This is a genomic window from Corynebacterium antarcticum (assembly GCF_016595285.2).
Lineage (GTDB): Bacteria > Actinomycetota > Actinomycetes > Mycobacteriales > Mycobacteriaceae > Corynebacterium > Corynebacterium antarcticum.
In genome coordinates, this window is record NZ_JAENIP020000002.1 from 517,016 (window position 1) to 530,501 (window position 13,486).

Below are 13,486 nucleotides of genomic sequence, written 5' to 3' on the forward strand. Positions count from 1 at the left end.
GTTCTGCGCTGGGGATCACCGTAGTGGAGAACCGGAAAAAAAGTAAACAGCTCTGTCTATAAATTAGTAAACATAGAGGTCAGGGCATTGAAAAAAAATAGACAGCTTGGTTCTCATTCGGGGGTGTTTGAGAAATCGGGGTCAGGCTGCGTGCCTGTTGGGTCGGCGGGAGTTCCGTATCGCGGCGGCGATGATCGCGAGGAGGGCGGCCGCCGCGGCGCCACCGAGTGCCCAGATCCAGGTGGGGAGCGGTCCGGTGTCCTCCAGTTCGTCCGCGCAGTCCACCAGGCTCCGACGCAGGTGTTCCTGGGTGCGGTTGTACTCCTCGGCTCTCGTCGTGAACAGTTCTGCCTTGATTTCGTCGAGGCGTGGACCCGCTGCCGCCTGTCCCCACAGTGCCTCCGCGACCTGTGCTCCTGGATCAGCTCCGATGGCGGTCGCGGCCTCCCTGGCCTCCTGCTCGGTGTACTCGGTCTTGTGTTCATCGGGCTCACTGACCACGCCGGCCTCCTCTGCGGTCAGTGTCGTCAGCATTCCGAGCCCTTCGGTTCCACCGGCGTCGCTGATTCGACGCTGAAGATCGACGGGGGCCGGTGCATCCGGACCGGTTGCACCGGAATCGTAAGCCTCGATCGCGGCCCGTAATCCCGGATCCGCCTCGTCGAGTTCGGCCAACCTCAGGTCCCGGGCATCGTCCTCCAGTGAGGTCCAGAACTGCACGACATCCGACCCCGGTTCCTCCGGGTCGATTACGCACACCATCCGATCGGTGTCCGCCGTGATGGTGTACGCCACCGCCCAGGGTGTCATCGGCCCGGACAACGTGAACGCGCACACGAGCGCCGCGGTGATTCCACACAGTCGTCGGCGATACGGCAGGGGGCGGAGGGCGGAGGGGAGGTTTGTGTCCATGGGTTCATTATCCTTCAGATCCACGCGGCCGGGCCGTGTCCGTCCGTTGGTCGTCTCGGTGGAGGGGTCTGCGGATCGCCCAACTATTCGCCACCGGGACACCCACGGTATCGGGTCCGTTCACCATCGGTTCATGAGAACTCTCTAACGTCTGCCTGGCACTCTTCATCCAGCCAAGTGAAAGCGAAAGAGAACAACCATATGTCGACAGGCACGTTAGAAGCCGTCCAGAAGGTCGTCGAGACCGATACTCGGACGGACAAGTGGTGGCATCTCTGTTTCGGGTCAATGCTCGCCATTGCTCTGGTCAGCTTCACCCTGTGGTCCCACGGATTCGTCGGTGACGGCGCGAACAAGGTGGTCCTCGTCACCACGATCCTGTTCGCCATGTTCATGGCGTTCAATATCGGTGGCAACGATGTCGCCAACTCTTTCGGTACGTCGGTCGGAGCGGGCACCCTGACCATCAAACAGGCGCTCATCGTCGCGGCGGTCTTCGAGGTCGGCGGTGCGGTCATCGCCGGTGGAGAGGTCACCGACACGGTGCGTAAGGGCATCGTCAACCTGGAGGGCATCGACCTGCAGCCGATGCAGTTCGTGTGGATCATGATGTCGGCGCTGCTCGGAGCGGCGATCTGGCTGCTCATCGCAACCCGGATGGGCTGGCCGGTGTCCACGACCCACTCCATCATCGGCGGTATCGTCGGCGCTTCCCTCACCCTCGGCTTCACCACCGGCACCGGTGGCTGGGAGATGGTCCAGTGGTCGCAGATCGGGCTCATCGCACTGTCCTGGGTACTGTCGCCGCTGCTCGGCGGCATCGTCGCCTACGGTCTCTTCTGGCTCGTCAAGCGGCACATCCTCTCCTACAACGAGCGTGCCGACGAGCAGCTCCGGAAGATCAAGAAGGAACGCGCGGAGCTCCGCGAGGAGCACAAGTCGGCGTTCCAGCGTCTGGGCGAACTCCAGCAGATCTCCTACACCAATGCCATGGTCCGCGACTCCGTTCTCGTGGATCAGGGTGAGTACGATCCGGATGAGCTCGAATCCGAGTACTACCGTGAGCTGCACCGGATCAACTCACAGGCCGACGACGTCGAGGCGCACAAGGCGCTGGTCACCTGGGTGCCTGTCCTGGCCGCCCTCGGGTCAATCGTCATCGGTTCGATGCTCCTCTTCAAGGGACTGAAGAATCTGCACCTCGGGGTTTCGGCGGTAGGGAACTACCTCATTCTCGGAATGATCGCAGCTGCTGTCTGGATGGCGGTTTTCATCTTCGCGAAGACACTCCAGAAGACGAACCTCTCACGATCGACGTTCCTGTTGTTCTCCTGGATGCAGGTGTTCACCGCTTCCGCGTTCGCCTTCTCCCACGGCTCCAATGACATCGCGAACGCCATCGGACCGTTCGCGGCGGTGCTCGACGTACTGAAGACCGAGGCGATCAACCCGAAGGCGGCGGTTCCGGCGCAGGCGATGCTCGCACTCGGTATCGCGCTGATCGCGGGCCTGTGGTTCATCGGGCGCTACGTGATCAAGACCGTCGGTTCGGATCTGACGAAGATGCACCCGGCATCCGGATTCTCCGCGGAGCTCGCGGCAGCCGGCGTCGTCATGGGGGCGTCTGTTCTGGGACTGCCGGTGTCCTCCACCCACATCCTCATCGGCGCAGTCCTCGGAGTCGGTGTCGTCAACAAGGCCGCGAACTGGGGCCTCATGAAGCCCATCGCCCTCGCATGGGTGATCACCCTTCCCTGTGCCGCACTCGTCGCGTCTGGGACGGTTCTCGTGCTGCCGATGATCTTCAGCTAGTCGGCTGGAGATTTAAGACGGGTGGGTGCGGGTCGATCGGATGACCCGCACCCACCCGTTTGCGTCGTTGACGCCCTGTCATGTCCGACCCGCGAGCGGTGCTGTCCCGGGATGGTCCGGAACCAGCGGAGCCCGGTGGCTCCCGGACTTCAGCCCGCGCTGCGGAGCAGTGTGATCCACGGCGCGACAGTCGACACCTCCGGGATCGCGGTCTGACGGCCGGGTTCCGGGGAGAAGCGGGTGGTGTCTCTGTCGGGGGTACGAAAAGGCGGGGAGTGGCCGGCGAAACGGAGCCACCCTTTCCCGATTTTCCCGAGCCGTCCGGAGGGGGTTCCGGGCCCCGGGATCCCGGCCGTGGCAGAGAGTTGACAGGCGTGGACCTTGTCGCGTCGGTGGCAGACGGTCCAGGGGCGGAATTCGGGGCGGGAGAGAGTGAGTGCGGTTTTCGGGTTACTTTCGACCGCTCAGATTCTCCACGCTGTTGCCGCGGTTAAACCCAGGTGAGGTGCCGCGGGTGCAGATATTTCGGGAATGAAATTTGGCGGGTTTTACCCCCATGTCTGATTGGCCACTGCGGTACCGCTACAAGGGGAATAAGATATTTATGTACCTGTATGCAGAAAATAGTTGGGGAGAACTACCCGGGTCAAAGACCGCGGTGGCTTCCCCGGCCGCCAGACGTGGACGGTTCAGTACTGCGTTTGCACACGCCACCGACAGAAGCTGAAGGATGCACCGATGAACGGAACCCGGCCCCCGTACGGCTACACACCTGGATTCGGCCAGAATTCCGCCGGTGGACAGTACTTCCCCGGGGATTCAGGAGCCTCGGAGTGGAGCTCCGAATTTCAACCGCAGGATTACAGTGGCGCGGTGTCACCCTACGGGGCGGACCACGGAAGTGGTGACTCCTACCGGGACTACGGCACGTCGGGCTCAGCGAGTTTCCAGGAACCGGTACCGACGGGGGCGTCGTCCGGAACCATCAGCGAGAATTCGGCCCCCGTCGTGAGTCTCGTCCCGAGTCTTGTTCTCGCTGTCATCAGTCTGGTTCTCTCCAGCGTCATCACCTTCAGTTCCATGGGGCCCACCGACTCCTCCTATCGCGTGATGTCCCTCGTCGCCTGGGCTGCGGCAGGTGTCATCGGTATCACCGCGATGTCCCTGTACTTCATCGCCGACACGAAGCGCCGGGCCCTCGGTTTCTACCAGATCGTCAGCTGGAAGCAGGCCGTGTACTTCGCGACCGTGGCACTCCTCTTCGTGGCGGTGGTCTGGTCAGCCGTGGAAATCGGTCTCTGGGTGGGCAAACTGTGACGCCCGCAGGTTTCCGTCCCCGTCAAGAACACGCCGCACGTACCTCCGAAGGATCACGCAGTCACATGAATGAAAACCGCCGCATCCTCCGTCGGGCAGCAGCCGTCGGTTCCGCCGCCGCGTGCATTCTGTACTCCGGTGCCGTCGGTGCCCCGGCACAGACGGCACCCGGTTCCCCGGGTGAGTCACTGACTGAGCTCGGAGCGTGCGTCTCGTCCAAGGGGACGCTCGATGTGCTCCTGCTCATGGATGAGACGGAATCCCTCATCCATGAAGTCAGGGAAGGGAGCATCAATCCAGGTCAGCCGGGTGCGGATGCCGAACACAACCGTATCCCCGCGGCCCGGTCATTCGTCGAGCAGTTGCTGGAACGGCAGCGGGACCAGGGCTTCACCACGAACATCCGGATAGCCGGATTCGGCCAGAACTACAACGCCTCGTCGGACACCGCCGGTATCTACGGCACCTGGACGCCGCTGAACGCGAAGAGCATCGGTGACGTCACGAAGATCATCGACGGAGCCCGTGAACGCACCGGTGAGCAGTACACGAACTACGCGAACGCGATCGACGGCGCATACGCGGACTTCTCCCGCTCGGGATCCCCCGACAGCTGCAAGCTTCTGGTCACCTTCACCGATGGCGCGCTCACCGCCGAAGGACCCGCTGAAGCGGATGTCCGGGCCAGGCAACAGCTCTGCACCGCCGACGGGATCGCGGACAGACTCCGGAGGGCCGGTGTCTACCATGTCGGCATCGGTCTCGACACACCCGACAACCGCTCGGACTTCAGTCTTCTGGAGGCGATGACCGCCGGTGGTGACTGTGGCTCACTACCGGGGCGGGGAGCGTTCTTCCCCGCGGACAGCGTGGGATCGCTGTTCGCCGCTTTCCACCGGGCACTGTCCACGGGCGGCGATCTCAGTGGGGTCACCGGAGTCAGCGAGGACTTCACCTTCGTCCTCGACAATTCCATCGATTCCGTACGGTTCGTCGGCCTCGGGCTCGATGATCTCGGGCAGGGTGCGCAGCTCGCCCTGGTCAGTCCCGGCGGAGATGAACTCATCTTCGACGACGCCGACTCCGGTTCCCTGTCCGGCGCGGAGGTGACCTGGAACGCCTCGACCGCACCGGTTCAGGAGGCTGTGGGGGAGATGCACCGGACCGGTGCAGATTGGGCCGGTGCATGGAAACTGCGTTTCAAGGGGGCATCGGGTGACGGTCGAGTATTCAACTCGGTGCGGATCCAACCCGACCTGCGCCTCAGCTTCGCCTCGTCCGCCGGAGACACCGATTCCAGGGGGTCCCTCGCCGTCCGTGAGGATCAGTCGCTGACACTGTCCGTCGTGGGCTCCGACGGCAAACCACACGCACTCGACGGCAGTGCCGTGGCGGACATCGCATTCACCCCGGGTGACGCCACAGAACCGGTCATCCTCGCCCGGAACATCGACGTGGCGGGTGGCAGACCGGTGGATGTCCCCATCGACGCCATCGACCGGATCCCCGCCAATGGCGTGATCGATGCCACCCTCTCCATCACCACCAGAAGTACCGGTGACATCCCCGGCACCAAGCTCGCACCGGTATCGGTCAGCCAGCCACTCTCGGTGACTCCCGTCGACATGCCGCAGATATCCGACACGGTGGTGTTCACCATGACCGAGCCGACGGTCACGGTCGACATTCCCGTCACCGGACCCGGAAAAGTCTGGGTGGACGAGGGGGCGATCGTCGATGCCACCTCGGAACCGGACGGTTTCGGTGACATCCGGGTCGGCGGAGCCCACACCGGGTCCGGTGACGCGTTGACCCTGGAGAAGGGGCAGGAGACGGTTCTTCCCGTCACCCTGACCGTCGCCGAGGTGAAAGATGGACTTGTCAGGGGAACCATTCCCATCCAGGTGTCGAAGCTGGACGGGACGAACGAGGCCATCGTCCACGTCCCAGCCAGCGGCAACGTGACCGTGCCGTTGAACAAGACCACCTTCGTCGCCGCCCTCATCGGTGCACTCCTGCTGGCACTGCTCATTCCGCTCGGACTGCTCTATCTCGTGCGCAGGCTCGCGGCGAAGATCCCGGACACACCCTTCTCCGTCGTCATCATCGACGTCGACACCACCAGCGGCTACCCCACATACGACGGCCAGGCGGCCCCGCACATCGACATCGACGACGCGTCCCGTAAACAGGTCCCCGGCCACGACGGCACGACGGTCACCGCCGGCCCGTACACGCTCACGGTCAGGCATTTCCACCCCAACCCGATCGCGCCGGCCTATGTGGAGGTCGAGCAGACACCGTCAGTCAACACCAACGGCGACCAGAAGAACCTGCGGGCGAAGTTGCCCCTGGCCGTGCAAGGTTCATCCTTCCTCGTCGCACGCCCCGATCAGCCCGGTCACCACGACCTGGTCATCCTTCCCCGCCTCCCGATCACGTCCGCGGCGGAACTGGACAAGCTCTGCGGGAACATCGCGAACAACCTTCCTCAGCGGGTGGAGCTGCTCAACCGCCAGTACGAGGAGACCACGCCCCGGAACGCGCCGGGAGGTCGGGACCACATGGAGGGCACTGCACCGTACGCGGCTCCGGCGGGACCGGACTCCTTCGGCCGGACACCCGGTGAATTCGGCGCTTCTCCGTCCTTCGGCGACTCCGGTGGCTACCGGAGTGGCTTCGACGGGAGCCCTCAGGCCGGCGACTCTCCGTCCTTCGGCGACTCCGGTGGTTTCGGCGATCCCCCTTCATTCGGTGACTCCGGTGACCGCACCGGTGGTTTCGGTGGGTACCACGGAGACTTCGGTGAGAGCCCCGCGGCGGGTGGCCCCGGGGAGTTCGGGGACGGGCGGTACTTCGGGGAACAGGTCCCGCCCAGCGACGACGATGACACCACACAATGGCGTCACCCCTGATCACCGGTCAACCTCTCGAGATCCAGACAAACACAATCAGATTAGGAACGCGCTATGCATAAGGCACTCATCGTCGGTTGCGGAGGCTCGGGCGCAAAGACCCTGGCATTCATGATGGACCAGCTCAAGTCCATGCTCGCGGAACGTCTGCCCGACGACTACCCGACCCCGGCGTCGGTGACTCTGCCCAAGGGCTGGCAGTTCATCAACATCGATGTCCCCCTCGACTGCGAGACGATCAACAAGTTGCCCAATGTCTCCCAGGCGGGCGGCTCCTACATCTCGTGCGGTGCGCACGCGCAGTACAACTCGATCGACACGACGGTCACGGCCACGATCGGAAGTCAGGCACAGCTGGGCACCGTGTCATCGTGGCTCGTCGACGAACCCGACGACGTCAGTGTCGCCATCTCGTCGGGAGCGGGTCAGTACCGACGGATCGGTCGCATGCTGTTCCTCTCCAAGGCGCAGGAGATCCGTAAGCAGCTCGGGCGGGCGGTCGATGAACTGACCCGCGCGAATGACGTCAGCCTGCTGCACAAGAAGCTCCATCAGGGAGATGCGCCGAACCAGCCGATCGTGTTCGTCGTCTCCTCGATGGCCGGTGGCGCAGGAGCATCCATGGCCCTGGACGTCTGCCGGATCCTCGCGGACCTGATACCACCGCAGCGCATCGCGATGTTCGCCGTGACACCCGACATCTTCTCGTCGTTCGATCCCGCGGCCCGCCCGGGCACCAACCCGAACGCGCTCTCCGTCTTCGCGGAGTTCACCGCCGCGCAGTTCGGGGCCGCCTTCCGTGACGACGCGACCCTGTTCAGGGCGCTCGGCGTGCCCCTCGCGAACCACAACCCGATGCCGCTGCAGCGGATCTTCCCCGTAGGCGTGAAAGCGGGCGTCGAGGGCACGCTGCTCGGTGACGGCAAGCCGAGAACCGTCTACCGTGCACTCGGGCGTGGCCTGGCGGCGCTCATGATGGACCAGTCCGCGTTGGATGATCTCATCAACTACAACATCACCAACACCGGCGGAACCTCCATGAAGTCGGCGGAATACGGCTGGGGGGTGAACAACCGGGACGTCATCCCGTGGGCGTCCTTCGGCTACGCGCAGCTGTCGATGGGGCGGGACAGGTACGGCGAATACTCCGCGCAGCGGCTCGCCTCCGAGTCGGTGCAGCGCCTCCTCGAGGGGCACCTGGACGAGACGAGCGCCGAGGACGGTGACACCCAGATCAACGAGCTCATCGAGAAGCGTTCAGGCATCATCCGGGACAAGCTCAACCGTCTCCTGCCTCCGTCGGACCGGGTCCCGGCATGGCTCGACTGGCGTTTCAACCCGGAGGTGAACCGGTGGACCCAGGGAATGGCCGCGCGGCTGCGGGAGCGGATACCGGCCCCCAACGGACGACCGGGCAACCAGTGGATCCACGACATCGACGGTGCCGTCGCCCAGCTCAACGGTGAGGTGGGCAACGACCTCGGAGGGATTCTCTACCAGGGGCTCTGGAACTGGGCGCAGACCGATGATCTCCAGGAGAAGTTCCTCGACATCCTCAGGGCCGAGATCTCGCGGTACGGCGTACCCTACGCCGCGGCTCTACTGGAGAAGCTGCGCAACGACTTCCGGGAGAACACACTCAACGCGCTGCGTGCCATCGCATCCACGAGCCCGGGATTCCGGGTGTCTGATGAACTCCGCGGTCAGTTGCAGGGCAACAAGAACCGGATCCAGGACGGTCAGGGCTTCGAGGAACGCATCATCGAAAGCTGTGTCCCGCAACTGCGGCACAGTGCGATCATCAACATCGCACGCCGGATGGTGCCCATCGCCGAGGACTTCGACAAGTCCTTCCTCGTCCCGCTCGCGCAGATCTTCGGGGCCGGGCACCGCAATCTCGAGGCCGCGATGAAGATCACCAAGGACGACAATCTCGGCGCGGCACAGGTGAAGACCGATGTTCCGAACCTGTGGCCGGATGAGTCCATGGATCGCGTCCCGGAGCGGTTCTACCAGGCCGCGAATGAGGTGTTCCTCACCGACGTGGGCTCATTCCCGCAACAGTTCCAGGGTGACGTCCTCGCCTGTGTCCGCGACGCGGTGGACTACAGTGCCGCGTTGCAGGAGGCGGCGCGCACCATCGTCGCGGGCGACTGGGAATCCGCGGCAGGATCCGACAAGGCGCCGAACGACCTTCTGGTTCTCATCGAGCCCTGGGTGCCCAGCGAACTCGTCCGGACACCCGGCTCAGGTGACGACAACCGGGACCCCCAGCCGGCACGGCTGGAACTGCACGCCAGCCCGAGGCAGGTGCTGTCGCGGGCACGCAGCTACGTGCTTCGCCGCGACTACTCCTTCGAACGGTTCATCTCGGTGTCGCTGCGGGACTACATCTACAACGCGCAGACCGACGCGGAGCGCAACGAGCGAATCCTGCGTCTGGCGGACTGCTTCAAGCGGACGATGACCGCGGCTCTGCCGCTCGCACAGGTCAACAACGAGCTCGTGCAGCGCCTCTACGGGGAGTCCGTGAGCTACCACTTCAACTTCTCGAAGATCCCGCTCGCCGGTGACGCCGCCCTCGAGAAGGCGCTCAACGACGTCGCCGGTGGCTACGACCACTACAAGCCCGAGAACAGGGCTGAACCTCTGCGGGAGAGTCTCTCGACACAGGGCATCGAACGCTCCATCGACATCTTCGGTTCCTACCCGAACTACGCGCCGATCGTGTTCGACTCCGTCATGGAACCGATCCGCGCCCAGTGGGACTCGACCCACGGTCAGGATCCGGCGTTCTGGAAGTGGCGTCGTGCCCGGCCGATGACGGGTGCGATGCCGATGTCCGATGCGGAGCGTTACGCGTTGATCGGCGGATGGTACATCGGCCGACTCACCGGCCGTATCGGATTCCCCAACACCCTCGACACGGACGACGACAACCCGGTTCAGGTCTACGACGGAACCAGCCAGGCGTGGATCGCGTTCGAAGCCCCGATGCTGACTCCCCCGAGCAGGTTCCGGCACAAGATCGACTGGCTGCCGGCTCTGCTGGAGTCCGCGACCCTCGCGTGGATGCGGGCCGGAAGCTATCCCCTGATGGAATCGGTACGGCCGTACACCGTGATGCGTGGCCTCTACGACGACGGGACCACTCCGACCCGGGGCGCCCGCGTGCTGTCGGGCGTGCGGTTGCTCAACCAATGGGTGTTCGACGGACTCTACCCGGACGAGACCACCAGCACGCTGCCCGGTGTCGCGTCATCGGTGCGGCCCGAGGACCGGATCCCGGGAACCGGGCCGGACGTCAGCCCGGAAGAGCGCGTGCAGGCGGCGAAGGCCTGGCTCGGCAGGAACTTCGAGTTCGCGCGGAAGATCATGCCCGGCGATCTGGCCGCGCGGGGACAGCGGATCAACTACGGCGCCAAGAACCCGGGGGACATCAGCAAACGTGACGATGCGGTGCGGTTCCCCTTCCTCCGGGACATCGCCTTCGACATCACGGAGGTGACGAAGCAGATCAGCCTCATGCTCGATGAGGCGTACAAGATGGGGCCACCGGAACCGGAGGCCTCCGAGAGTGACCTGTTCGGCAGTTCCTTCCGTGCGGCCCCCCGGGAGACCGAATTCGACAACCCGACCGCCGATTTCCTGGATGGAGCCGATGACCTGTGATGGAACTGACGGTTCTCATTTCCCGGGGTACCTTCGCCAACGGTGTCCGCCAGATCCTCGAGGATTTCGCGCTGCTGGGCCTCGTCAAGGACATCGTCTGGATCGACGTCGACACCTTCGAGGACCAGCACTCCACGGTCACCTCGATGGGGGTGGGCGAGACGCCGTTCGTCGAACGGGAGACGTTGCAGCATGCTCTGCAGCGCTTTCACCCCGACACGATCAGCTTCGGCTGTGTCAACGTCGTGGACGAGGAGGACGGGACCGTCAACCGGCGGATGTTCCGCAGGTTGACCGATCCGTTCTTCAACGCCGGACTCGACGAGGGCATCACGCGGACCAACCTGATGATCACCCGTGTGGGCGGCCGCACGGACGATGAACTTCCCGTCTTCGAGGACTGCGTCAATCTCCTGCTGGCGCCCGAGGATTCCCTGGGGCCCAACAACAACGCGGTGACCTTCGACGTCGACAGTTCCGCTGAGGACTTCATGCTGCACTGTGCGGCCGGGGTCACCAGCGTGTTCGGGGCGTGGTTCGGAATCGAGGGTAACCCGACGCACGACTTCCCGCGCTCACGGGACGGCAACTTCCATCTCGTCCGCAGCTACTATCGCCGCATCGACGCCCAGGCGGTGCAGCAGCAGCTCAAGTTCGGGATCCTGGACACCGGGACGAATCCGCGCCCGGCGTCCAGCGTCGGGGGACGCCTCGTCTACGGGGATTATGCTCCAGACAAGGAGAAATTCACGAAGACCGCCACTGACGAGTTCATGCACCACCACCGGGACCAGCTGCGCGGGCCGAGGGTCAATCCGAAGGTGGAGGGTACCCAGAGGATCACGGCCGGGAAGGCGCTCGGGACGTTCATGAAGACGTTCGCGGTCAACTTCGTCAGCCACCCCGTTCGTGTCTTCGGGACCTTGACCGCAGAGGGCAGACGCAGCGCTGAGCTGAAACTGCAGGAGAAGCTCTACGGCATGTCCGGAAGCCGCATCCAGGTCGGCGGTGATCCCCGCGGCGTGAACCCCGGTTCCCGGGGCTCCGCCCCCCGGGCCCGTGCCGTCCGGGATGACGAACTCGCCAGGGAACTGCGCGGCATGTGGCGCACCTACGTCAACATGTCGTTGACGATGATCGACGGTAAGCCGAGGAGCATCGGACAGGACCCACGGCCCAGATTGCCCGTCGCCGTGCAGGTTCCCTCCGCCCCGGATGAGGCGCGCGTGGCGCACTCAGCAAACGACGTTGTTCCGGGCCCCGGCTGTCACTTCGGTCGCGATCTTCCGCACCATCTGCTCAACCGCATCAACATGTCGTCGGTCGCTCCCTACGACATCGCGGCGGCGGACCGGTTCCAGAAGTCACTGGGCGATCCGACAATCGGTCAGGGCCGGAACATCCCGAAGATCATCAACAGCTTCCACACCTGGCGTGACGAGCACTCCGACAGTTTCGCCAATCTCGTCGGCCGCTCGATCCTCGGTACCGGAACCGACCTCCGCAGAGAGCACGAGGACCGGGAACGGAGACTCGCGGAGCTCCGGGCGCAGAGGCGTACCGACGTCGAGCACTCGACCTTCGCCTCGGCGATGCGCTGGCTGGGTTGGGTGACGGTACTGTCGCTCATCGGATTCCTGCTCGCCTGGTGGGGCGGAAACCAGATGTTCGGTGGCGATGAGACGCAGCCTGATCCGTTGTGGCTCGCCGCGCTGAACTCAGCCAGCGGATCGACTCTGGCCCGGTACTTCGGTGGCTGGCTCGTGATGTGGCTGGTGTTCTTCTCACTCCAGATCGTCGCGCTCACCGGTGAGGAGATCCGCCTGCTCAACCGTCGCGACCAGTACCTGAGTGACCTGAGGGCCGCGGAAATGAACCTGGAGGCCTGTGAGCTCGGGATCCGCCGCTGCGAGGTGGCCTACAACCAGTTTCTCGCCGTGTCGGACATCGTCGGATCTGTCGTCCAGTACCCCTTCGGTACGGTTCGGGCGGCCGCGGTCGACACCGTGTGCCCCGCCACGCGACTGCCGGACTCGGTACTGCTGGCCGAGGCGCGCCCGGACGAGAGTGTCATCCAGGCGGTCGCACAGCGGTACCGCGTCGGCATCTACCAGACCGGATGGCTCGACGAGTGTTTCCGGAAGGCTGAGCAGCGGGTCGTCGCGGAGATCGACGAGAGTGAGGGCCGGATAGACAACGACGTCAACACCGACGCTCTCCTGTCCCAGCTGGGCCGCGGCTCGGGCAGCCTGCTCGATGTCGTGTCCCACCACATGTCAGACCCCGGTTTCTTCGGTGTCGACCGCAGTCAGGATCGGTGGGAGCGGATATCCGCCGCCCTCCAGACGGACGCACGCCGCCAGCAGCTCCTGAGGCCGCTGGCGACGACCGACGGGAAGGTCCTCGGGGAGGACCGCCTCGTGGACTTCCCGGTGGTGAAGGACAGCGGCCGTTTCAACGGCACGTTCATCACCCACCAGGGGCGGGTGGCGAATTTCCACGGAGTGTATTCCGGCACCATCGTGTCCGGTACCTCGCCACTGGATTGTCTCGGGAGCAGCCAGGTGCTGGTCCAACTGTCGGGTTCCGGGAACCGCAGCTACCTGGCCCTCCGGGATTCGGACCCCCGGGAGGAAACCGGGGTCGGACTGACGGCGTTGGACTTCGACCTCGACGCGCTCTCCACCGAACAGGACGGCTCCGCGACGGGGACCGGCTTCGGTCAGGGACAGTTCCCGACGGGTGGCCCCGGGGCCACGGGACGTCACGCGGCCGACGACGGCTTCAGTTTCCTGGACAGTGATCTGACGAAGGACCTGTAGTTTCGCGGTGGCGATCGGTCCACGGAATGAACCTCC

The 13,486-nt window shown here is 64.5% G+C and carries 6 protein-coding genes; 5 read left to right on the plus strand and 1 reads right to left on the minus strand.

Translation table 11 applies throughout. The features are described 5' to 3' along the window. Positions 1-141: 141 nt before the first annotated feature. On the minus strand, positions 142-912 hold the full coding sequence (locus tag JIM95_RS06545) for a hypothetical protein (protein ID WP_200255821.1): 771 nt from the start codon (positions 910-912) through the stop codon (positions 142-144). A 201-nt stretch (positions 913-1,113) separates the two neighbouring features. On the opposite strand from JIM95_RS06545, the gene JIM95_RS06550 reads away from it, so the two are divergent. The 5 genes from JIM95_RS06550 to JIM95_RS06570 all read left to right on the plus strand — a co-directional run bounded on the left by JIM95_RS06550 (position 1,114) and on the right by JIM95_RS06570 (position 13,450). Next, positions 1,114-2,724, plus strand: coding sequence for an inorganic phosphate transporter (locus JIM95_RS06550; RefSeq protein ID WP_200255823.1), 1,611 nt, complete (start codon positions 1,114-1,116; stop codon positions 2,722-2,724). 873 nt (positions 2,725-3,597) lie between these two features. Next, a complete protein-coding gene (locus JIM95_RS06555) occupies positions 3,598-4,041 on the plus strand; it encodes a hypothetical protein (protein WP_200255825.1) in 444 nt (147 codons plus the stop codon). A gap of 65 nt (positions 4,042-4,106) precedes the next feature. After that, positions 4,107-6,956 carry a vWA domain-containing protein gene (locus JIM95_RS06560; protein ID WP_200255828.1) on the plus strand — a complete coding sequence of 950 codons (2,850 nt, stop codon included), beginning with the start codon at positions 4,107-4,109 and terminating at the stop codon, positions 6,954-6,956. Positions 6,957-7,010: 54 nt separating this feature from the next. Continuing rightward, the gene (locus tag JIM95_RS06565) at positions 7,011-10,628 is read left to right on the plus strand and encodes a tubulin-like doman-containing protein (protein ID WP_200255830.1); all 3,618 of its coding nucleotides are present in this window, start codon (positions 7,011-7,013) and stop codon (positions 10,626-10,628) included. Then, on the plus strand, positions 10,628-13,450 hold the full coding sequence (locus JIM95_RS06570) for a hypothetical protein (protein ID WP_200255832.1): 2,823 nt from the start codon (positions 10,628-10,630) through the stop codon (positions 13,448-13,450). Before JIM95_RS06565 ends, JIM95_RS06570 begins: the two co-directional genes overlap by 1 nt. Positions 13,451-13,486: the final 36 nt, after the last annotated feature.